The sequence below is a fragment of the Hominilimicola fabiformis genome, assembly GCF_020687385.1.
In the GTDB taxonomy this organism is placed as follows: domain Bacteria; phylum Bacillota; class Clostridia; order UBA1381; family UBA1381; genus Hominilimicola; species Hominilimicola fabiformis.
Map to the genome: position 1 here is coordinate 28,799 of NZ_JAJEQM010000001.1, position 22,346 is coordinate 51,144.

Here is a 22,346-nt window from a genome sequence, read left to right on the forward strand (position 1 = left end):
GGAGAAGATGAAATGAAATTTAGAGGTAATAAAAAGAAAAGTCATGTACTGATATACTGTATTCTATTTATTTCCATTTTAGTTTTAGTGGGACCTCTATATGCCATTTCATACAACACATTAAAAGACCAAGTCCTTAAAGATAGTCAAGCTGCTGTTAATAGAGGAATGAGCCGTTTGGATATGGAAATTGAAGTGCTTCAGAATATTCGTCTTGAGATGCAAAATGATACTAATTTTATTCGTATGAAAAATCTTCGCTCGTTTGAAGAGGTGCGTCAGTATATTATTTTTAAAGATTTTGCTAATTATTTTAAAGCTCAGACAAAAACATTCGTGCTTGCTTCCGATGCCTATATTTTTTTCCGAAGCAATAACTGCGTGGTTTCAGACAAATATCAATATGATAATATGGAATCAATATTTAATGAGCATATCATAATGGAAGGAATGGACTGGAATCAATTTCGCAATAGCTTGTTTGAGAAAAAGTCAGAATTTGATGCAAGGTATGTAGAAGATTTATATATAGACGGCGAAAAACAGCCGTCTTTGGTTGTAAGTCTTTCACTTAGTCCAAGCATCAATCAGCCGGAGGCTGTTCTTGTATGGATATATAGTATAGCCGATTTGTTTGAAGATATGAATTTGAGTAATTATCAAGAGATTTTTGAATATGTGGCATTTAACGATGAAATTATCTTTGCAGATGGAAATGAACAAAATCGGGAATCCCATCAAATTGTTGACGGCTGTAAAAATATCAATCTGAAAGTAACAATGGATGTTTCGGAGCAATATTTTGACAAGAATATGAGAACGTTCAGAAACTTTTTGATTATATATCTGGCAACCATGATTATTTTTATAATTTGTCTGGAATTGGCTTTGAGTTACTGGAAGAACAAGCCTATAAAACAAATGGTAAAACTTATGGCAAACTTAACAGGTGATAACAGCATTTCTGATAAGGATATTGAATATATATCTGATACAATGAAGCAGATTAATCTTGAAAATCAACAATATTACAGAGATATGCTGAATTTCTTGTTTTTCAAACGGCTGGACGAAAACGAATGCGAATTTATACGAAGCAAATACTCTGATTTTGGCAACCCGTTTTTCTTTGCGGCGTTTTTCGGAGAGAGAATAAATATCCGTATTTTAAATCTGTGTATGGAAAAGTACGGTGTAAAATCACAAAGAATACTATCACCTCAGGAGGGAGAATGTATTGTATTTTTTAACTATTCTAAGGAGATGGATATTGACGCCTTGCGTGAAACTCTTGCCGAAGTTGTGGATATACTGAAAGTATATGATGTTCAGACTTCAATTTTGATAAGTATTCCATGTAATGATGTTTCAGAATTTTACGATGCCTATCAATATATTAAAAACAATTATCGTTTTATTGATTACAGCGGTGTGTTTTTGTTTGAAAACAGCGACAGTAATAACAGTATTAAAAACGACAGAAAGTATTTGTATGACAGTCTGTATAATAATTTAATACAAGGTAATGCTTTTGAGGCAAATCAGGCAGTATATAAGCTTTGGTATCAGGTTATGATTAACGGTTATAACAGTGTAGATCCGATACGAAAAATGTTTTACCGCCAGCTGGGTATTTTGGAGGATGCGGCTGAAAAAGTGAATTACAGAGGAGAGCTTACACGGTATGATAGCAAAAAGAAAATCAATGATTTAGCATTTTCTATTGCGGATGATGTTGAGAATATATGCTCCTTGATTTCTTTGCATGAAAATCAAGAAAACGGACGCATACAGGAAATTATATCTTGGATGAACGAGCATTTTAATGAACCTGATTTTTGTATGACGTCTATGGAAAACAAATTCGGTGTGTCCGGTAAGACAATAGGCAAGATTATAAAGTCTACCACAGGTAAAACATTTCAAGAATATGTGGAGGGGTGCAGAATAGAGCTTGCTAAACGATTAATTACACAACCTGACAGCAATATGAAAGTAGTGGTTCAGGAATGTGGATTTATTAACTACGATACATTTTACAAATTCTTTAAGAAGCACACAGGGGTTTCGCCAAAGCAATGGAAGAATAATATCGACAGGAGTATGTAGATTGTATTTCTTTGTTAAAATGTAATTAATTATTAAGAGAGGTAATAATTATGGAAAGACTTATTAAGATAGGAAAGATAAAGCCAAGAAAGGCATCAGAAATTAAAAATTCTCGTATTGGTATCGGGTTTGAAAAGTTGGACAGAAAAGTGTTTAACCCTGAAAAAGCTTATGACAAGCTTGCGATGATTGGAGCAAAGTGGGTTCGTATTCAAAGCGGTTGGGAAAGAACCGAACAGGAAAAGGGCGTTTATGATTTTGAATGGTTAGATAGTATTGTAGACAATTTGCTTGAACGCGGACTTGTTCCATGGATAAATTTAGCTTACGGCAACGGACTTTATGATGATGATGCGGCAAAGGTTTTTGGCGCAGTCGGTTGCCCGCCCGTAAAAAGCGAAGAAGCAAAAAAAGGCTGGGCAGATTATATTACTGCTCTTGCCGCTCATATGAAAGGCCGCATTTCTTATTACGAGGTGTGGAACGAGCCTGACGGCGAATGGTGTTGGAAGCATGGCCCCAATGGCAAGGAATATGGTCAGTTTGTTGTTGATACATCGGTTGCTTTAAAAAAGGGCGACAGCAGTGCAAAGGTCATAGGCGGCGCAATATGTATGGCAAAACCTTTAGATTTTGCATATGACGCATTCAGCGTTGGAATGGGAGAGCATATAGATGCGATTAGCTTTCACGAATATGTCATAGATGAAACGGTGGTATTCCGCCATGTAAAGGCTTTGCGTGGATTATGCAATAGATTTAATCCCAATATAGAGATTATCCAAGGCGAATCGGGTTCTCAATCGAGAAGCGATGGCAGAGGTGCAATGAGAAAAGGTGCATGGACACCTCATAAGCAGGCAAAACAGCTTTTGCGTCATCTGATGGCAGACTTAATGACTGAGGTGAAATTTACTTCGTATTTTTCCTGCATGGATATGATTGAAGCACTCAACGGCACAGTCGGTGATTTAGTCAGTTATCTTGATTACGGATATTTCGGTGTACTGGGAGCTGATTTTGACGCACAGGGACGTTCTGTTGGAAACTATACGCCAAAACCGTCATATTACGCACTGCAAACAATTTCCGCTATTTTCTCTGAGGATGTTCAAAAGGCGGATTTGCCGATTATACGATGGCCTGAGGTGTCGGACAGATTGTTTGGCTTTGACTGTGATGACCCATCTATTGTAGAGGGCGGATTTAAGTGCGAAAACGGTTCGGCGGCATTTGTATACTGGAACAGTACCAATTTGATGACTACAGATTTTGAATCTACTGTGACCTTCTATACAGCAGGGCTACCGGATAAAATACGATTAGTAGATTTAATGGACGGAACGGTTTATGAGTTGCCTGAAAGTATTTTAGAAAGCAAGGGAGAAGGCAAATATGCAATACATAATATTCCTATAAAGGACTATCCTATGGCATTACTTTTCGGAGATTTTAAAGAAATAAATATATAAATATCAGAATACGAAGATATTTTATAACAATTTAGAAAGGCTATGGTGATTAGCGTGAAGAGAATTTTGTTTCAGGGAGACTCAATTACCGATATGTACAGAGTCAGGGATTTAGACCATTATGCAGGCTGCGGTTATGCAACATTGGTGTCAGCTCAGTTAGGATATGAAAATCCGGGTGAATATACATTTATAAACCGTGGTATAGGTGGCGACAGAAGTATAGACATATTGGCGAGAATAAAAAAAGACGCAATAAATTTAAAACCCGATTATATGAGTATTTTTGTGGGTGTAAATGACGCATGGGCGGAAATTGACACCGGCAACGGAGTATCGCCTGAAAATTACGAAAAATATTTAAGTCTGATTATAGACGAGGTAAAGGTGGCACTGCCGGATATAAAGCTGATGATTTTAGAGCCGTTTGTTTTAAAGTATCTTATTTTGCCGGATAAATATGAGGAATTACGTGCGATGGTTGAAGCAATAGCTAAAGCTGCAAAAAGAACTGCGGAAAAATACAACATAAAATTTGTGCCGCTGATGAAAAAATTTGATGATGCACTGAAATATGCACCCGTAGATTTCTGGACGGCGGACGGCGTTCATCCCAAAGCGCCGGGACATGAGCTTATTAAAAGAGAATGGATAAAGGCATTTAATGAAATAAAGTGATGGGAGGATTGGCTATGCAAAATACCAAACAGAAAAAATCAAATTTCAGAGCATCAGCTGTTCCTCTTGTAACAGTTGATCCGTATTTCAGCGTATGGTCATTTTCAGACACACTTTATGGAGATGCTACCAGACACTGGACAGGGCGTGAAAATCGAATGAACGCAGGTATAATTATTGATAATACTTATTATTCGTTAATGGGTACGTTTCACAGCAGTAAACGTCAGGTTTTCAGCGGACTTGAAGTTATTGAACAGAAAAGCATCAATATAAGCCCTCTTATCACTACATATGAATTTGAAAATGAGCTTGCGCGTGTCAAGCTGGAATTTATAACTCCGCTTTTACTGCGTGAGATTGATATTTTGTCAAGACCATTATCGTACATAGAGTACACTGTGGAAATCAAAGATAAGAACGTGCATGATGTAAGATTTTACTTTGATATTTCGCCGGAGTGCTGTGTTACCGACTGGACACAGGAGGTTGAGCTTAAAAGCAGTGAATTTGGCATTTTCTGTGGCAATACTGAACAGAAAGTTCTCGGGCGAACAGGAGATAATATCTGTATAGATTGGGGATACCTCCATTTAATTCACAAGGACGCACGGTTTATACAACGCGGAATTGACCTTTATAAATGTCGCTTTGTTATGTCTGAAGCAGACACAAAAAAGACTTACAATGCGTTTAATGAGGCAGTCGTTATGGCAGTTGTCACGGAGGAAATGAGTGGCGTAATCGCCATTGCGTACGACGATATAAAATCCATAGAATATTTTGGTACGCATCTTGATGATTTTTATAAAGAGTCTGACGGCAGCTTTAATAATATGGTTAAAAAAGCAGTTTCGCAGTATAGAGAGATTAAGAAAAAATGCGTTTTATTTTCAGAGGAGCTTAGTGAAGAAGCATCAAAGGTCAGTACAGAATACGAAAAAATTATTTCATTGATATATCGCCAGGTAATTGCGGCTCATAAGCTTGTTCGTGACACAGACGGAAATATCTTGTTTATATCAAAGGAATGTTTCAGCAACGGCTGTGCGGCAACGCTTGATGTGTCATATCCGTCAATGCCTATGCTGTTAAAGTATAATCCTGAGCTTGTAAAGGGAATGCTTCTGCCGATTATTAAGGTTGCAAGAAGCGGAAACTGGGATAAAGAGTTTGCTCCTCACGATGCAGGCTGCTATCCATGCCTTAATGGACAGGCTTACGAAAAGGAAAGTGACGCTCAAATGCCTGTTGAGGAATGTGGTAATATACTGATTATGACAGCTGTTCTGTGCAACACATTGGGCAACAATGATTTCGCAGAGGAAAACGAGGATTTGTTGAAAAAATGGGCGGAATATCTCATTGAAAACGGTTATGACCCCGGCGACCAACTATGCACTGATGATTTTGCAGGGAAGTGGCCGCATAACTGTAATCTAAGCATAAAATCAATCATTGCTATAGGAGCATACGGAAAATTGTTTGATGACAGGCGTTTTACAGATATTGCAAAGAAATATGCAGAACTGTGGGTTAAGGACACATATGCTGAAAAGGGGACGCTTCTAGCATTTGACAGAAAAGATACATGGAGTATAAAATACAATATAATATGGGACAAACTGCTGAATCTTGGATTGTTTCCGAAAGAGGTATACAAAAAAGAAGTTGAAGCATATAAGGCAAAGATGTGTAGATATGGTGTACCGCTGGATTGCAGAAGCGATTATGCAAAAACGGATTGGCAGGCGTGGACAACGGTAATGACCGAGGACAGCGAATATACCGAAACGGTATACAGGAAAATTTATGATTACATAAATGAAACCGTTGACCGTGCTCCTGTAAGTGACTGGTACAGCGCAGAGCGCGGACGGCAGTATGTTTTTCAAAATCGAAGTGTTTTGGGTGCTTTGTTTATAAATATTATGTAGAATAGGTGGTAATAAAATGAGTTTTCCGAAAGATTTTTTATGGGGTACTGCAACAGCGGCATATCAGATAGAGGGCGCATGGAATAAGAACGGAAAAGGACTTTCTATCTGGGATCTTTTCTGTGAAAAGACAGGTGCTGTAAAAAACGGTGATAACGGACATACAGCGTGCGATCACTATCACCGTTACAAAGAAGATATTGCACTTATGAAAAAGCTTGAAATAAAAGCATATCGTTTTTCAGTCGCATGGACGCGGATTTTACCGAACGGTACAGGCGAGGTCAATAATAAGGGTATAGAGTTTTATAATAATCTTATTGACGAGCTTATAAAAAACGGCATAGAACCTGTAATGACAATGTATCATTGGGATTTACCCGCCGAGCTTCATTACAGAGGCGGCTGGCTAAATCCTAAAATTGCAGATTATTTTGAGGAATATGCGAAAGTAATCGCTGAAAATTTTACGGACAGAGTGAAAAAGATTATTACAATCAACGAACCTCTCTGCATAATCGGTCTTGGATATGCGGAGGGTATTCATGCTCCCGGTTTAAAGCTGTCACAGCGCGAATATTTAAAGTGCGCCCATAATTTGTTGGTTGCACACGGAAAAGCTGCAAGGGCGTTAAAAAAATATGGAGCTAAAGATGTACAGGTAGGCATTGCACCTAATATGGATAATTTTTATCCGCTTGATGAGAACAATATCACCGATATAAATGCGGCGACAGATAAAATGTTTGAAATTGAGCACCAAAATCCGCGTGCGTGGATAAATCATGTAAATTGGTGGCTTGACCCTGTTATAAAGGGACATTATCCGCTTGAGGGTAAGGGTGAATATGACAGCTTGCTTCCGAAAAATTATGAAAAAGATATAAAAGACATTGCTGAAACAGTTGATTTTATATGCTTTAATCTGTACTTCGGAGCACCCATCACCACCGATAAAAATGGAACTGCAGTTATGGCTGAATTAGATGCGGCTAAAACACAGGTTGGCTGGACTGTTACACCCGATGCTATAAAGTGGACTGCAAAGCTTTTATATGAAAGATATAACGTGCCGATTTATGTGAGCGAAAACGGAATGGCTTGCCATGATACGGTTTCTCTGGATGGTAAGGTGCATGACCCTAACAGAGTTGATTATCTGAACAGGTACTTATTAAAGCTTGGTGAAGCGATTGACGAAGGTGCTGATGTAAGAGGATATTTTGTGTGGTCGTTTATGGATAATTTTGAGTGGGCGGAGGGCTATGACCCACGCTTCGGAATTGTATATGTGGATTACAAAACACAGAAGCGTATTATTAAGGACAGCGGTTACTGGTATGCAAAAGTGATTGAAACAGGCGGTAAAAGTTTATGTGATTGAGGGGATGAAGATTAAATGAAAATAACATGGCTTGGGCAGGCCGGACTGCTTTTTGAATCAAACGGAATAAAGCTTATAGTCGACCCGTATTTGTCGGACAGTGTGGAAAAGATAAATCCCCAAAATTTTCGTCGTGTTCCTGTCAAAGAGGAACTTTTTGGAGAGGACATTGATATTATTGTGATAACGCATAATCATCTTGACCATCTTGACCCCAAAACGCTTGAAAGGTTTTTAAATACAGATCGTGTTTTGACTGTGCTTGCTCCGTATTATGCGTGGCAGGAAGTACGAAAGCTCGGCAGAAATCATAACTATGTTATGTTTAACCGCGGTACGGTCTGGACACAGAACGGTATAACCTTGACGGCAGTGAAGGCAGAACATTCTGACTTAACGGCAATAGGCTTTATTGTAGACGACAGCAAAGAAAAGCTTTACATCACGGGAGATACGCTCTATAACAAAGATATTTTTGCCGATTTGCCACAGGATATTGACACTGTATTTTTACCGATAAACGGTGTCGGCAATAATATGAATATTACCGATGCGAAAAGATTCGCAGTGAAAACAGGTGCAAAAAATGCAGTACCTGTTCATTGGGGAATGTTTGACGAGCTTGACCCAACTGAATTTGATTTAGAAAATGCGGTTATACCGACAATATATGAGGAAGTGAAATTGAAATGAAAGTAACAGATATTAAAACTTTTGCAGTAGATTGTTTTCGCACGAATTGGGTCTTTATAAAGGTTTATACCGATGAAGGCATTGATGGAGTCGGAGAGGCCACGCTTGAATATAAGGAAAAGGCACTTATAGGAACGGTAGAGCATATCAAGGAATATCTTGTCGGACAAAACCCGCTTGATATTGAAAAGCATTGGCATAATATCTATCGCGATGCGTACTGGCGTGGCGGCGCAGTTCTGATGTCGGCATTGTCAGCGGTAGAAATGGCGTTGTGGGATATTCTCGGCAAAAGTCTTAATGTGCCTGTGTATCAGCTTATGGGCGGCAAGGTGAATGATAAGGTTAGGATATATGTAAACGGCTGGTTTGCGGGCGCAAAAGAACCTGAGGAATTTGGAGAAAAGGCGAAAACAGCCGTAAAGCGCGGCGTAACCGCAATGAAATGGGACCCTTTCGGCAAGAACTATCTTAATATTTCAAATGCCGAGCTTGATAAAGCACTTCGTTGTGTTGCATCAGTGCGTGAAGCAGTGGGCGATAAGGTAGATTTGCTGATTGAGGGACACGGACGCTTTAATATTCCGACAGGAATTAAAATCGCAAAGGAGCTTGAACAGTTTAAGCCGATGTTTTTTGAAGAACCCGTACCGCCCGATAATCTTGACGCACTTAAAATGGTTCGTGATAAATCGCCTGTTGCAATTTCGGCAGGTGAAAGACTTTATACGCGCTGGGACTATAAGAGAATGTTTGACATTATGGCGGCGGATTACATACAGCCAGACATTTCGCATGCGGGCGGTATTATGGAGCTAAAGAAAATCGCAGCAGAAGCGGAGAGCAGATATATTCCATTCGCACCACATAATCCATCGGGACCTGTCGCAAATGCGGCAACGCTACAATTGGCGGCAAGCTGTCCTAATTTTGAAATACTTGAAATTATGTATTCAGACGTGGACTACCGAAAGGATATAACAAACGAGAGTTTGGAATATAAGGACGGTTATATCACCATTCCCGATAAGGCGGGGCTTGGTATTGAGATTAACGAGGAGGAGTGTCTGAAACACCCATATCGACCGCATACACTAAGACACTATACGGGTGCATTAACAGATATTCGTCCGGCTAAAACGGAATTTTATTTTTAAGCCCGGCGGTGAAATGTCAAGAGGGCAATCAGCAATAACAAAAGAGTCAATGAAATCATTCTTGGGCAAGTCATTGTAAGCTTCTTTGAATTTACTGACTTGCTTAAGATTGAGGACATGAATCTTTGAATTAAAACGAGCTAATGCAGCATCTTCCCTTAGAAAATAAACAAGGTTATCACCATACACAGAGGTTGCTTCAAGACCTATTAAAACAGAATCTAAGGAGCAAGATGTCATAGCAGAAAGAATTCTTTTTACCAACTGTGAAGAACCGGTATGTGAGTTAGCAACAGAAAAGTTACTATGTTTACTTCCGTCAGGGAGCATGAAATAAACGACATTGGATTTGCTGCTTACATCAATACCGACGTAAAGTGGGTTCATAAAAATCACCTTCTTTCGTTAAAATTTTAAGTGTTCAATCGGTTTGGTAAAACCCATGATTATGGAGCATCAATACTCTCGCATATAAGAATCTGACTTAATAAGGACAGATGCGAAACCACACTGCTAAATGGTTGTCCCAAAGCTTAAGAAAACAGCCGGTCGATTTGAAGTTAACTTCCATATCAGGGGAACAGACTAATTATGAAGCAACCGCAATGGTTCAACAGGAGTGAAAAGAACTATTACCTAATTGACACCAAGTCAATTATATCATAGGTTTACCAAAACGATTGATATTTTGAATATAAAAATATATCTATAAAGATATTATACGAGGAGTGAAAAATATGGAGAAATCGGTGTTTATAACAGGAGCAACGGTTAATACAGGACTTGGAATAGCTGAGAAATTTGCAAAAGAGGGGTATAATCTCTTTCTCGGTAGCCGAAATGCGGAAAATGCAGAAAAAACAGCAAAGGAATTGTCAGAAAAATATGGTGTTTATGCAAAGGGTTATGGTATGAAAATCTTTGATGAAGAAAACACAAAAGAGATTTTTAAAGATATAAAAAACAGCGGATATTCAGTTGACACACTTGTGTTAAACGCAGCAAATTTAGGTATTCGTCAGCAGTTTTTTGATGTTTCGATAGACGACTTTATGAATGTTATAAATACAAATATTGGCTGGAATTTTATGCTGTCGCGTGAGGCGGCAATTCAAATGAAAGAAAACGGTGGCGGTTCTATTGTGTTTGTAAATTCAAACACGGCTTACCGTGCAATCCCCGACAGAATTGCATACAGTGCATCAAAATCCGGAGCACTTGGTATGATGAGAGCACTGGCACTTGATTTGGGTAAGTACAATATTCGAGTAAACGCCGTGCTTCCCGGTATGATAAAAACAGACCGTTGGGAAAGCAATTATAATGATTGCAGAAGCGCACTGTCGAATTATACACCGCTCGGCGACATTGCGGATTTTGAGGATATAGCAAATGCGGTCTGGTATTTTGGAAGTGATAACTCAAAAAATACCACAGGCGCAGAGCTTACTGTTGACGGCGGCAATATGATACAGCTTTATCCGATAGTATCTGAAAAATAATAAAAAACCTATATCGCTCATCTCAGAATATACGGAGATTTTTGTTACCCCAATAAGCTCATCTCTCCCTCTTATTTGTACCGTGTATTCTGTAATGAGCGATATATTGATATTAAGAGTGAAATACAGTGTATGTATGAATAGACTTGAGGACACAAAGCTCAATTAACGAAATAGCTTAAGCTACGGCGATTATGAGGCACAGGAGTACTTTTTGAAGCTTGTAAAATAGCTTTAACATAAAAACAAAAAATTTAATGGGGAAATGCTCGGTAAACAGTGTGGTTACTTAAAGTAATCAAAGGATATAATGCACGTGTGATATTCTCGGTCAAGACCGAAAACGCATATACACAAATAAAAGAGTTACTCTTCTATGCTCACATGAAAGCGAGCGTCGAAAAAATTTTAAACAGCGAAATGGAATATTAACATAATTGCATTATTGCGTAAGTAGTGATATAATTATTTCGGTGATTAATGATGAAGAACTTTTATGAAAAAGTGTATGACATAGTGGCACAGATACCGAAAGGGACAGTTACAACGTATGGGTGTATCGCAATGAGGTTGGGAAACATACGGCTCAGCCGACTTGTCGGAAATGCGTTGCACGCAAATATTGACCCTGTAAACATTCCTTGTCACAGAGTAGTAAACCGTGAGGGAAAGTTAGCACCGATGTATGTTTTCGGCGGAATTGACGCTCAAAAAGAGCGTCTTGAAAATGAGGGGGTTGTGGTTGACGGCGACAAAGTTGATTTGAAAAAATATTTATGGAGATAAATGGCAGTAAAAAAACTGCCCGTTGAGTCTGTCGACAAAATGTCGACAAAAAATCATAAAGTTCCTCAATAGTCGAAACTTTAGATTTTAAGCAATTTCTGTCGCATAGGTCGTCAGAAATGATTTTTAATGAGGTTGCATTTTCAGTAGTTTTGCCTATGGCAAAACTACTCTGTGTGCGTCGAATGTCTTTCCGGTACGCCATCAAGCAACCAAAAATAAAGTAGACAAAACCATAACAGTTTTGTCTACAATTTGAAGGGACTGCGTGCAGTCCCTTATTTGCTTTTTTATTATAAATATGATATTCTAATAAAAAAATTGAATGGAGAAAGTTATGAACATACAGATATTTGGAAAATCGAAGTGTTTTGATACGAAAAAGGCGGAGAGATATTTTAAGGAGAGGAAAATAAAATATCAGCTAATCAATATGACCGAAAAGGGTATGAGCAAGGGTGAATACAACAGTGTCAAGCAAGCGGTCGGCGGATATGAAAACTTAATTGACGAAAAGGCAAAGGACAAAGACACTCTTATGCTTATAAAATATCTTGCCGACGAGGCGAAAGAGGACAAACTGCTTGAAAATCCTCAACTATTCAAAACACCGATTGTCAGAAACAGCAGACAGGCGACTGTCGGCTACAAACCGGAGGTATGGAAAACATGGGAATAAAGCGAGTTCCGACGTATTTCAATGAATTTGTCTGTATCGGCGGTGCGTGTGAAGATAACTGCTGTATCGGCTGGGAAGTCGATATTGACGATGAGAGTCTTGAAGTTTACAAATCGGTCAGCGGTGCATTTGGTGACAGGCTACGCCGTTATATGAATGACGAAAATAGTTTCACGCTTAAAAACAATCGTTGTCCATTTTTGAACGACAAAAATTTATGCGATATTTTTATAAACATCGGCGAGGACAAGCTCTGCACCGTTTGTACGGAATATCCGCGATTTACCGAAATATACGGCAGTTTAACTGAAAAAGGTCTTGGAATGTCGTGCGAAAGTGCGGCGGAATTTATCTTTAAAAGCGACAAGACTGTAAGTTTTGAAACGGAAAAGTTTGACTATGAAGAAGAATGTGACGAAGATTTTTTGAGGGTACTTTTGAATGTGCGTGAAAATATTTTTGACGTGCTAAAAAATCGAAAAATGAGCATATCGGACAGGGTTAAAACGATTTTAAATTATGCGTATGATGTGCAGGACAAAATCAATAACAACAACGTTGACAAAATACCTCAAAGTGTGGATAACTATGATTTTTCGCAAAGCGAAAAGTGTATAAATGACATAAAAGAGTGTGTCAAGCTATGTTTAAGCCTTGAAATTATGGAGGACAGCTGGACGGGTGTAATTGAAAACACGCTCGGAATTTTTGACGATTACGATAATTTAAGCAGTGAATTTGATTTATACATAAGCGGACGCGAATACGAATATGAAAATTTGCTTGTGTACTTCATATACCGATATTTGCTGAAAGCGGTGTTTGACTGTGACGTGCTGACAAAGGTGCGTTTTGCGGCGGTGTCGTATGTGATTATACGTCAGCTTGATATTGCACGTTGGCTTAGAAACGGAAAGGAATTTTCGCTTAAAGACAGAATAAAAAATTGTGTGTTGTATTCAAAGGAGGTTGAGCATTGTCAGGATAATATTGATTTCTTTGACGAGGAATTTTTGTTCAACCCAATCTTTGAACACAACAGATTTTTGAATTTAATTTAAGTTTTTTCGATTTTGTATTGCAAAATATAATAATTGACGAAAAAGAGCCGAGCGTTTTTGTTGCCGGTTTACTTCCGTTTTCTTCTCCGATATGTCTGCCTGTTAAAACGGTACAACCCATTGAACAGCCGATTACAAAGCTTGTAATAATTCTGCATAAGCTGACTGCCTATGTTTACGGCTGAAATCAACGACGTGCTGTTATACGCACCGACAACGGTATTACGGTATTATTATATATTCCTTATTCGGTTTTGCCAACGCCTTTTGTAAAATCGGTCAAACTTGACACATTATAAGTAAAATGCTATAATTAAAATAGATTACTATATACAAAATACGGTGTTTTCAGTATGGAGGAAATTATGACGCATTTGAATTCTGCGGTAAAATTACTTGACAGAGCCGCTGAAAAGTTTAACGATAAAATTGCAATATCAGATGAATGGAGCGAAATTAGTTTCAGTGAATTGCAGAGAAAGGGAAAGGCTGTCGGAACGGCACTTGCAAAGACAACTCCGCAAGGATATATGCCTGCACCTGTTATGGTGTATTTGAAGAAAAGCATATCGTGCTTGGTTTGTTTTATGGGTGCGATGTACAGTGCAAATCCGTATGTGCCTACCGCTTACGATATGCCTGCGAACAGAATACAGAAAATTGTTGACTCACTTCAAGGCAGAGGTCATATAATCACAGATGCACAGGGTATGGAAACTTTAAAGACTATGAACATACCCGAGTCAATGAGTATTCATATATATGAGGAAATCGTTGAGACCGAAACGGACGGGGAGCTTATTGAAAAAACACTTAATTCGGTAATTGATACAGATCCGATTTATATAATGTTCACATCTGGTTCGACAGGTGCACCGAAAGGCGTTACAGTGCCGCACAGAGGCGTTATAGATTATGCAATTTGGGTTGCAAAGACATTTAATATCAATGAAAATTCTATACTTGGAAATCAAGCACCGTTCTATTTTGATAATTCGATATTTGATATATACAGCTGTCTTTTGACAGGTGCAAAAATGGTGATAATTCCTGAGACATTGTTTATGTTCCCTGTAAAGTTGCCAGAATTTGTGCGTGATAATGATATTACGACAATATTCTGGGTACCGACCGTTATGATTAATGTGGCAAATTCGGGAGTGCTTTCGGAGATTGAATTGCCGAAACTTAAAAATGTGGTGTTCTGCGGTGAAGTAATGCCGAATACTCAACTTAATATATGGCGTAAGGCACAACCGCAATGCACATACGCAAACCTTTACGGTCCGACGGAAATTTCGGACGTATGTACTTATTATATTGTTGACAGACCTTTCAAGGACAGTGATTCACTTCCGATTGGTAAGGCTTGCGAGAATATGCGTATTATAATTCTTAACGAGAAGAATGAAATTGCAAAGACGAACGAACAAGGCGAAATATGCGTTATAGGTACAGGCGTATCGCTTGGATATTGGAATAATCCCGAAATTACGCAAAAGGCATTTATTCAAAATCCCGTTAATCCGTATTACGAGGAAAGAATTTATCGTACAGGCGATTTGGCATATGTTAATGATGAAGGCCTCATTATCTACTTGGGAAGAATGGATAATCAGGTTAAGGTAAAAGGTAACAGAATTGAGCTTGGCGAAATCGAAAATGCCGCAATGTGTGTTGGCGGAGTTAAAGGTGCTTGTGCGGTGTTTGACGAGAAAAATCAGAAGATTGTGTTGTTTATAGAAAGTTGCGAGGCATTTAGGCTTAGAAAACTTAATCTTGAACTTAAAAAGTATATACCTAATTATATGTTGCCGGGCGACCTTGTTGTTATGGAAAAATTCCCGCATACCGCAAATGACAAGATTGACAGAGTTACACTAAAGAAATCTTTGGGATAAAGGAAAAGCTATGGAAACAATGATGCAAAGTGCCGTGTGCCTTTTGGAGCAGGCGGCGGAAAAGTTTAAAAATAAGACAGTATTTGAAGATAAGGACGGAAGTATTTCTTTTGAGGAATTGAGAGAAAAAAGCCGTATAATAGGAAGTGAACTTATTAAAAGAGTTGAAACAGGCAGAAAATGTCCTGTAATCGTATATTTGCCGAAAAGCATAAAATCAATAATCAGCTTTATGGGTTCGCTTTACAGTGCGTCACCGTATGTGCCGATTGATTACGCAATACCGATGGCGAGAATGGAAAAGACCGTTGAAAATCTTCATCCGACCGCGATAATAACAGATACGGACGGCAAGGCAAAACTTGAAAGTTTTAATCTTGACACAGAGATACTTATATTTGATGAGCTTGCAGACGGACAAGCCGATGATGCGGCGGTTGATAAGTCGCTGGGCGGTGTGTGCGATCTTGACCCTGCGTATATTATGTACACATCAGGCTCAACAGGTGTGCCGAAAGGCGTTACAATTTCAAACAGAGGTGTTATAGATTATATTGAATGGATTGTCAAAACATTCCCGATTGACGAAAACAGCGTAATCGGTATGCAGTCGGCGTTCCATTTTGACAATTCTGTTTTTGATATGTATACCACTTTTTATACGGGTGCAAAAACTATGATAATTCCCGAGATACTTTTTATGTATCCCGAAAAACTTATGGATTATATGACGGAAAACAAAATTTCCGTTATCTTCTGGGTACCGACCGTTATGATAAGCGTTGCAAACGGCGGTGTGCTTGAAAATGCCGATTTGAGTGCATTAAAACTGATATTGTTTGCAGGCGAAGTAATGCCGAATACTCAACTTAATATATGGAGAAAATATTTGCCCGACTGTATGTATGTAAATATGTACGGTCCGACAGAGGCAACGGATATTGCAACGTATTATATCGTTGACAGAGAATATGAAAATCACGAAACTTTACCGATAGGTAAGGTTTGCAGAAATATGCGTGCATTGATTTTGAACGATGATGATAAGCAATGTGCTGTCGGTGAACAAGGTGAACTTTGCATAAGCGGTACGGGTATTGCACTCGGATATTGGAATTCACCGGAGATTACGGCAAAGGCATTTGTTCAAAATCCGCTTAATACGAAATATCACGACAGAATTTACCGAACAGGCGACCTTGTTTATGAAAATGAAGAAGGCAATATAATTTTCATAGGCAGAAAGGACAGCCAAATTAAATTGAGAGGTAACAGAATTGAACTCGGTGACCTTGAAAGTGCGGCGGCGGCTATTGAGAATGTCGCAAGTGCATGCGCATTGTTTGACGCGGATAAACAGGAGATTGTATTGTTTATCGAAACAACAGCAGAAATTGTCGCAAGAAAGTTTAAGATGGAGCTTAAAAAATATGTTCCGGCATATATGGTACCGGGCAAAATCGTAACTATGGAAAAGTTCCCTCACACACCGAGCGGAAAGATAGACAGAGTCGGTTTAAGAAAAACTTATATAAATTAAAAGGAGATAATTAAAATGGAAGAAATCAAAGAAAAACTAAGAGCATTCATACAGGAGAAATTTGAAATTGATGATGATCCTGATTTTACAGATGATGTACATTTGTTCAACGAAGGTTTTGTCGATTCATTCGGCGCGGTTGAAATAATCCATTTTATCGAACAGACATACAACATCGAAATCACACAAAAGGATATAACACTTTATCCGATGAACACAATCGAAGAAATAGCTGAGGTTGTCGAAAATAAATTATCATAATCAGAAAGGTAACGGATAAATGTGGTATCTTCAGACAGATGTACTTTTAAGACTTTTTATAGCCTGCGGTGCAATGATACTGATTTCAGGACTTTCAAGGCTGATTTTCAAAAAAGATTTCGGACCTAAAGTTCTTGTATTTGCAAGTATAGCAGTTATAGCATATGTTTCGTGGCAGCTTGCCATAGCGATTGTATGCTATACACTTATAACATTTATTTTCGCACGAATACTGAAACCGCTGAAAAAAACACGGCGGTTTTTCTTCGTACTGTTCAGTATTTTGTGTACAGTGCCGTTTTTCTACGGACGAATGACGGAGTTTTTCCCGCAGTTGCCTGTAATAATTACATTTGTGGGAATAGCGTATCATATGCTAAAAGCGGTTGACGTTATGTACTTCGTGTACTATACGGATATGGATATTCCGTTTTTGACGTATGTGAATTATATGTTGTTTTTCCCGACGTTTACGGCAGGCCCGATTTTCAGATACAGAGATTTTCAAAAGGTATATAATAAACCCGTACCGCTAACGACAGACAGATTTATAACTTGCGTAAAGCGATTTATAAAGGGTATGTTTAAGAAAATGGTTGTACTTTACTTTGTAAGCACATTCTTTAACTTCCTTGTCGCAAGCGAAAAACATTGGTATGTAAGCCTTGCGATAGTGGTTTTCAGCTATCTGTTCCTGTTCTTCGACTTGTCGGGTTACAGTGATATGGCGATAGCCGTAGGCTCGGTTATGGGATATACAGTACCCGAAAACTTCAGAAAGCCTTGGGCGGCGGCATCATTTACGCAGTTCTGGCGTAACTGGCACATAACTCTTTCCGATTGGGTCAGAGAACATATTTTTGTTGTATTAAACGGAAAAAAACTCGGAAAACTTGCTTCAGCCGGAATGGGCTTTCTTGTAATGTACGTTATGGAAATGTGGCACGGTTTTACTTGGGTGTACGTTATCGGCGGTATTTATAACGGTTTGTGTCTTGGTCTTGAAAACCTTTTGGGACTTACAAAGGCGGAAAAACGTAAGATGAAAAAGCCTGTCTATATTGCAAGATGTATTATAGTAAATATGCTTTTTGCATTTAATACATTGATGTTTACCGTAACACCTGCACAGTTTTTTGAGATACTTAAAGGATTTATAAGAATATGAAAAAGATTGTAACAATAATTGCGATTGTACTTGCAATAGCGGTCGGTGATTTGGCACTGACTTATAACAATTTCATAGTGAACAGTGATTATTTTGTGAAAAACGATTTTGAAATAACGCAGTATAAACACCCCGAAAAAGTTTGGGATAAGGTGTTTTTCGGAAACAGCGTTGTTATTTCGGCATATATGGAGGACGAGAGCAGTAAAGGATATGTCAATCTCGGTCTTGACTACGGTGTTGTTACCGACTTGTGGGAAATGATTGAGAAGAAGCATATAAATATCGGATCTGAACTTGTTATCGGACTGAATTATTTGACGTTGTATGACGAGTTTGAAACCAATCCGACATATATATGGCATAAAAAGCTGTATGAGCCGTATGCGTATTTTGAGCGTGACAGATTTTATCCTATGATAACAGACGGCTTTGATAAGCTGTTAAACGGCGAAAGTCCTTTGCCGTATAAATATCTTCCGCAGGAAAAGCATATTTATCATGGCGCAATGTCGGATAAAATGCTTGAAAAGACTATGGAAAATTATCAAGACGAATTTTTCAATCTTCCGACGGAGAAGTTTTCAAAGAATGTGGCCGCACTTGAGAAGATTATAAATTACTGTAATGATAATAATATAAGGGTTAGAGCGGTTTGGATGCCGTGGAATACGAAACTTGAACAGCCTGAATTGTTGGGTGAAGTCAAGGCTATGGCAAACGAAGTATTTGATAAGTATAACGTGGAAGTGCTTGATATGGAAACTGCTTTGTCACCCGAATGTTTTTACGATACGGGACATTTGAATTATGACGTAGGGTCGGCTATATTTACACAAAAAATAGACGAGTGGCTGTAGAAAAATCGCCCACAGCACTACTTTTTGCTTGGGCTGGTCGCAGACTGATAGTCTGCTGCTCGCCCATGCAACCGGGGGCAGTACATATGTACAGCACCGCAAGTTGGCTGTGAACAATTTTTGGAAGGATCTTTATATGAAACAAAAATTAAAAACAATAGGAACATTTTTAATATACCTTGCAATGTTCATTTTAATATGTATATTCTTTACCGGTCACGGTACATTTATATATGAGGCATTTTAAAAGGAGAAAGTTTATGAAAAAACTTATACCAATATTTCTTGCAGTGCTTTGTCTTACGGCGTGCGGAAATGAACAGGTAAAAAATCCCGATACATTGTCTACAGCGGTAATTTCGTCCTCGGACAGTGTTACGGCAAAAAACACTTTAAACAGTTTAAATGAATCAACCGTTGCAACATTGACCGCCGATAAAATCGACGCGTCAAACATCGGTGATTTGTCGGATTATGATGTTTTGTACATTGATAAAAGCGTTGTTGAAACAGGCGGTTTTAATGCAAGTGCAGTTGAGGAATATGTATCAAACGGCGGAAGTGTTTTCCTTGACAATGATGTGTATAACGTATTTGATAAGGACTTTATCGGTGCGGAGGACTTTGTAACGATTGATTCTTGTCCGGTTGATATGATTTATCCCGAGAACAGCGATAAAGGAATAAAGAAAATTCAGTCGCTTTTGTCTGATTTTTCGATGTTGTACAGAAATTATGCCGATTATAATGATGTGCTTGTAAATCAAAATTACGGAGTCGGCGTTGTTCCGTCAACAGCGGAATGTATTGCGTCAAAGGATAATGTGGGAATTTATACGGTAAATCAGTACGGAAACGGTTATGTGTTCTTCACCAATCCGCTTTTACCAAATTCATTTTCCGTAAACAATCTTTCTCCCGATGATACCGGCGAATACCTTTCAGCAACAACGGTCGGTGCAAATAAATTGCTCAGAGATTATTTTGCGGAATTTGTTTCGCTTAAAAATTACGGATATGCCGTTGAACACGTTTTGGGCAGCTTTGCAAAGCCTGTTGCCTCGTGGGAGCTTCACTATGAGGATATTACGGGTATAGATAACGGCTCGGCGGAAATTTTTGAGGAAATGTGTGAAAGATACGGTCAAGTACCGTCATTCACGCTTGCAAGAAATCCGTATATTTGGTTCAGACGTGCCGAAAGTGTGACGTATGCACTGAATAATAACGGTCAATTTGCAATGGATCCGTATGAAAATGCGTATTCATCGGGAACGCACTTTGTAACCGCAAAGGAATGGCTGTCACTTGATTATGACGATAACACAATCAGCTATTTTGAGGACAGCCACGATTATATAAAACGTGCTTATCCGTGTCCGACGGACTTTAACGGTGACGGCAAGATGGACTTGATTTGCGGAAGTGCGGACGGAAAACTGTACTATTTCGAGGGTACGGGAATGAAATCGAATTACGAACTTGACGTTGCGACTATGTTTACCGATATGGACGGAAATCAAATTTCGGTCGGTGCATATTCATCACCTACAACTGCCGATATTGATAATGACGGTGTTGATGAAATAATTACAGGTGATGAAAACGGAAGTATCCATTGCTTTAAAAGATCTGACGGTATGGTGCTTGACGATCAAGGCATCATTCTTGAAACAGGACTTACCGACGCAATGCCGTCAATCGATGATTTGAACGGTGACGGCGTGCTTGATATGGCGGTCGGCTCACGAAACGGCGAAATGAGAATATATTACGGCGATATGGGTGAGTACAGTGTTTTGTTTAATGCTTACGAAACCGTTGATACAGGTCAAAGTTGGTGTTCGCCTTGTATAGCCGACGCAGACGGTGACGGCGTGAATGAGCTTTACGCAGGTACGTTTGAGGGATATATCGCGAAGTTTGAAAATAATGTTTTTAACGGTTATATTGAAGGCAATGAAAGCAATTATAAGGGTAATAATAATCTGAAATTCGGTGCGAACAGTGTACCGCGATTTTATGATATTGACGGTGACGGCAACAAAGATTTGGTTGTCGGCTCACTTGAATACGGTATGGCTGTGCCTATAGACAGCGATTATTTTCCGTATCGTGAAAAATTGCAGAAACAGCTTGACGGCTTTAAGGACAGAGGAATCTATGTCGGTGTACACGCACTTTCAAATGAATATGCCGACAGTACGCATGACCAAAGGGAGCTTGAATATCAGAAAAATGCGTTTGAGTCATACGGACTTCCATGGATAGGCAGTGGTGTAAATCAGCATACATGGAGAACAAGTAAAATCGGTTATGACACGCATTTTGATAATATGAGCGGTTATGACGGAACATACAAGAGTCAGTTTGATGCGGGACTTTATTGGAACAGCGGTTCGCAGACTCCGAACAGTATCGCTGTACCGGAAGTAAGCGCGGAAAATTCAATTCTTGTTCCGTTCTATCTCGATAACGGTCAGCTTATGCTTCAACCGTCAAATACACCGAACGGAAACAGCGAATTTTCGGCGATTTCCGCAAAGTATGAAGTGCCTATTCTTTTCTACAATCACTGCGATTACGTTTACCGTGAGCAAGACAGCGAGGAGGAGAAGATTAAAAAGGTTGATACGCTTGTAGATGATTACGGCTATAATTTCGTACAGGAAAATCAGCTTGCAAAGATGACTGCGGCGGCATATAACAGCAGGGTCAGTGCAAAGTGGGATAATGATACTTTGTATTTGTCGGCGGCGGCAAAAAATGAGGATATTCCGCTGTATGATAAGAATTATCAAAATTCTACCGGCGTAAAAGTGATTTTTGCCGACGGTGTTACGGTTGATGAATTTAATATAGACGCAAGTGTTGCATATAAAAAAGATAACTGCATTTATACGTCACTTGATAAAGGCGTAAAGATTTCAAAGAACGGTGAAAATAAAGATATAAATATCACTTCGGTGAATGTACCTGCAAAAATTTCAAAGAATGATAATGGTGCAACGATTAAATTCTGTGACGGCGGTATGATGACTGTTGAAGTTGCCGGTAATGCGCGTACAACGTCAAAAGGCTGGGAAACAACTCAACAAGAGGGTAAAACACTGTTTAGAAAATACGGAAAAGCAGAAACTTTGAAAATAACAAAATAA

The 22,346-nt window shown here is 38.9% G+C and carries 19 protein-coding genes; 18 read left to right on the plus strand and 1 reads right to left on the minus strand.

All coding sequences use genetic code 11. The features are described 5' to 3' along the window. The first annotated feature begins 12 nt into the window (after positions 1-12). From LKE05_RS00105 to dgoD, 7 genes are read left to right on the plus strand one after another with little or no spacing between them, the layout of a single operon-like run. Positions 13-2,109 (plus strand): helix-turn-helix domain-containing protein, encoded by a 2,097-nt coding sequence (locus LKE05_RS00105; RefSeq protein WP_308455607.1) that lies wholly within the window; start codon positions 13-15, stop codon positions 2,107-2,109. Between the two features lie 50 nt (positions 2,110-2,159). After that, on the plus strand, positions 2,160-3,581 hold the full coding sequence (locus tag LKE05_RS00110) for a GH39 family glycosyl hydrolase (protein ID WP_308455608.1): 1,422 nt from the start codon (positions 2,160-2,162) through the stop codon (positions 3,579-3,581). A 42-nt stretch (positions 3,582-3,623) separates the two neighbouring features. Next, entirely contained in the window at positions 3,624-4,259 is a 636-nt protein-coding gene (locus tag LKE05_RS00115; protein ID WP_308455609.1) for an SGNH/GDSL hydrolase family protein, read from the plus strand. A 14-nt stretch (positions 4,260-4,273) separates the two neighbouring features. Beyond that, positions 4,274-6,196: a glutaminase domain-containing protein gene (locus LKE05_RS00120; RefSeq protein WP_308455610.1), complete on the plus strand. Its 1,923-nt coding sequence runs from the start codon at positions 4,274-4,276 to the stop codon at positions 6,194-6,196. A gap of 16 nt (positions 6,197-6,212) precedes the next feature. Beyond that, positions 6,213-7,580, plus strand: a complete 1,368-nt coding sequence (locus LKE05_RS00125; protein WP_308455611.1) for a GH1 family beta-glucosidase — start codon at positions 6,213-6,215, stop codon at positions 7,578-7,580. A gap of 15 nt (positions 7,581-7,595) precedes the next feature. Next, a complete protein-coding gene (locus tag LKE05_RS00130) occupies positions 7,596-8,273 on the plus strand; it encodes an MBL fold metallo-hydrolase (protein ID WP_308455612.1) in 678 nt (225 codons plus the stop codon). Then, complete coding sequence (dgoD, locus tag LKE05_RS00135; protein ID WP_308455613.1) at positions 8,270-9,430, plus strand: galactonate dehydratase; 1,161 nt, start codon at positions 8,270-8,272, stop codon at positions 9,428-9,430. The genes LKE05_RS00130 and dgoD overlap by 4 nt, the downstream gene beginning before the upstream one ends. Here dgoD and LKE05_RS00140 read toward each other — a convergent pair. Continuing rightward, positions 9,389-9,817, minus strand: a complete 429-nt coding sequence (locus LKE05_RS00140; RefSeq protein ID WP_308455614.1) for an IS110 family transposase — start codon at positions 9,815-9,817, stop codon at positions 9,389-9,391. The two genes, dgoD and LKE05_RS00140, sit on opposite strands and share 42 nt — an antisense overlap. Before the next feature lie 350 nt (positions 9,818-10,167). Here LKE05_RS00140 and LKE05_RS00145 point away from each other — a divergent pair, with 350 nt between their 5' ends. The 11 genes from LKE05_RS00145 to LKE05_RS00195 all read left to right on the plus strand — a co-directional run bounded on the left by LKE05_RS00145 (position 10,168) and on the right by LKE05_RS00195 (position 22,346). Continuing rightward, on the plus strand, positions 10,168-10,932 hold the full coding sequence (locus LKE05_RS00145) for an SDR family NAD(P)-dependent oxidoreductase (RefSeq protein WP_117968354.1): 765 nt from the start codon (positions 10,168-10,170) through the stop codon (positions 10,930-10,932). A 480-nt stretch (positions 10,933-11,412) separates the two neighbouring features. Continuing rightward, the gene (locus LKE05_RS00150) at positions 11,413-11,718 is read left to right on the plus strand and encodes an MGMT family protein (protein WP_117968353.1); all 306 of its coding nucleotides are present in this window, start codon (positions 11,413-11,415) and stop codon (positions 11,716-11,718) included. Between the two features lie 337 nt (positions 11,719-12,055). Next, on the plus strand, positions 12,056-12,397 hold the full coding sequence (locus tag LKE05_RS00155) for an arsenate reductase family protein (protein ID WP_308455615.1): 342 nt from the start codon (positions 12,056-12,058) through the stop codon (positions 12,395-12,397). Continuing rightward, positions 12,388-13,458 carry a flagellin lysine-N-methylase gene (gene fliB / locus LKE05_RS00160; protein WP_308455616.1) on the plus strand — a complete coding sequence of 357 codons (1,071 nt, stop codon included), beginning with the start codon at positions 12,388-12,390 and terminating at the stop codon, positions 13,456-13,458. Before LKE05_RS00155 ends, fliB begins: the two co-directional genes overlap by 10 nt. A 17-nt stretch (positions 13,459-13,475) precedes the next feature. Further along, a complete protein-coding gene (locus LKE05_RS00165; protein ID WP_308455617.1) occupies positions 13,476-13,643 on the plus strand; it encodes a hypothetical protein in 168 nt (55 codons plus the stop codon). Positions 13,644-13,823: 180 nt separating this feature from the next. Next, positions 13,824-15,359, plus strand: coding sequence for an amino acid adenylation domain-containing protein (locus LKE05_RS00170; RefSeq protein ID WP_022229445.1), 1,536 nt, complete (start codon positions 13,824-13,826; stop codon positions 15,357-15,359). Between the two features lie 10 nt (positions 15,360-15,369). Next, entirely contained in the window at positions 15,370-16,899 is a 1,530-nt protein-coding gene (locus tag LKE05_RS00175) for an amino acid adenylation domain-containing protein (protein WP_308455618.1), read from the plus strand. 15 nt (positions 16,900-16,914) lie between these two features. Next, positions 16,915-17,160: an acyl carrier protein gene (locus LKE05_RS00180; protein ID WP_022229447.1), complete on the plus strand. Its 246-nt coding sequence runs from the start codon at positions 16,915-16,917 to the stop codon at positions 17,158-17,160. Positions 17,161-17,179: 19 nt separating this feature from the next. Continuing rightward, the gene (locus LKE05_RS00185) at positions 17,180-18,328 is read left to right on the plus strand and encodes an MBOAT family O-acyltransferase (RefSeq protein WP_022229448.1); all 1,149 of its coding nucleotides are present in this window, start codon (positions 17,180-17,182) and stop codon (positions 18,326-18,328) included. After that, positions 18,325-19,188 carry a hypothetical protein gene (locus LKE05_RS00190; protein ID WP_308455619.1) on the plus strand — a complete coding sequence of 288 codons (864 nt, stop codon included), beginning with the start codon at positions 18,325-18,327 and terminating at the stop codon, positions 19,186-19,188. The genes LKE05_RS00185 and LKE05_RS00190 overlap by 4 nt, the downstream gene beginning before the upstream one ends. 260 nt (positions 19,189-19,448) lie before the next feature. Next, a complete protein-coding gene (locus LKE05_RS00195; RefSeq protein ID WP_308455620.1) occupies positions 19,449-22,346 on the plus strand; it encodes an FG-GAP repeat domain-containing protein in 2,898 nt (965 codons plus the stop codon).

Bases quoted from the DNA above. Each gene is read 5' to 3' on its own strand.
- LKE05_RS00105 (WP_308455607.1), top strand. From the start codon at position 13: ATGAAATTTAGAGGTAATAAAAAGAAAAGTCATGTACTGATATACTGT.
- LKE05_RS00110 (WP_308455608.1), top strand. From the start codon at position 2,160: ATGGAAAGACTTATTAAGATAGGAAAGATAAAGCCAAGAAAGGCATCA.
- LKE05_RS00115 (WP_308455609.1), top strand. From the start codon at position 3,624: ATGGTGATTAGCGTGAAGAGAATTTTGTTTCAGGGAGACTCAATTACC.
- LKE05_RS00120 (WP_308455610.1), top strand. From the start codon at position 4,274: ATGCAAAATACCAAACAGAAAAAATCAAATTTCAGAGCATCAGCTGTT.
- LKE05_RS00125 (WP_308455611.1), top strand. From the start codon at position 6,213: ATGAGTTTTCCGAAAGATTTTTTATGGGGTACTGCAACAGCGGCATAT.
- LKE05_RS00130 (WP_308455612.1), top strand. From the start codon at position 7,596: ATGAAAATAACATGGCTTGGGCAGGCCGGACTGCTTTTTGAATCAAAC.
- dgoD (WP_308455613.1), top strand. From the start codon at position 8,270: ATGAAAGTAACAGATATTAAAACTTTTGCAGTAGATTGTTTTCGCACG.
- LKE05_RS00140 (WP_308455614.1), bottom strand. From the start codon at position 9,817: ATGAACCCACTTTACGTCGGTATTGATGTAAGCAGCAAATCCAATGTC.
- LKE05_RS00145 (WP_117968354.1), top strand. From the start codon at position 10,168: ATGGAGAAATCGGTGTTTATAACAGGAGCAACGGTTAATACAGGACTT.
- LKE05_RS00150 (WP_117968353.1), top strand. From the start codon at position 11,413: ATGATGAAGAACTTTTATGAAAAAGTGTATGACATAGTGGCACAGATA.
- LKE05_RS00155 (WP_308455615.1), top strand. From the start codon at position 12,056: ATGAACATACAGATATTTGGAAAATCGAAGTGTTTTGATACGAAAAAG.
- fliB (WP_308455616.1), top strand. From the start codon at position 12,388: ATGGGAATAAAGCGAGTTCCGACGTATTTCAATGAATTTGTCTGTATC.
- LKE05_RS00170 (WP_022229445.1), top strand. From the start codon at position 13,824: ATGACGCATTTGAATTCTGCGGTAAAATTACTTGACAGAGCCGCTGAA.
- LKE05_RS00175 (WP_308455618.1), top strand. From the start codon at position 15,370: ATGGAAACAATGATGCAAAGTGCCGTGTGCCTTTTGGAGCAGGCGGCG.
- LKE05_RS00180 (WP_022229447.1), top strand. From the start codon at position 16,915: ATGGAAGAAATCAAAGAAAAACTAAGAGCATTCATACAGGAGAAATTT.
- LKE05_RS00185 (WP_022229448.1), top strand. From the start codon at position 17,180: ATGTGGTATCTTCAGACAGATGTACTTTTAAGACTTTTTATAGCCTGC.
- LKE05_RS00190 (WP_308455619.1), top strand. From the start codon at position 18,325: ATGAAAAAGATTGTAACAATAATTGCGATTGTACTTGCAATAGCGGTC.
- LKE05_RS00195 (WP_308455620.1), top strand. From the start codon at position 19,449: ATGAAAAAACTTATACCAATATTTCTTGCAGTGCTTTGTCTTACGGCG.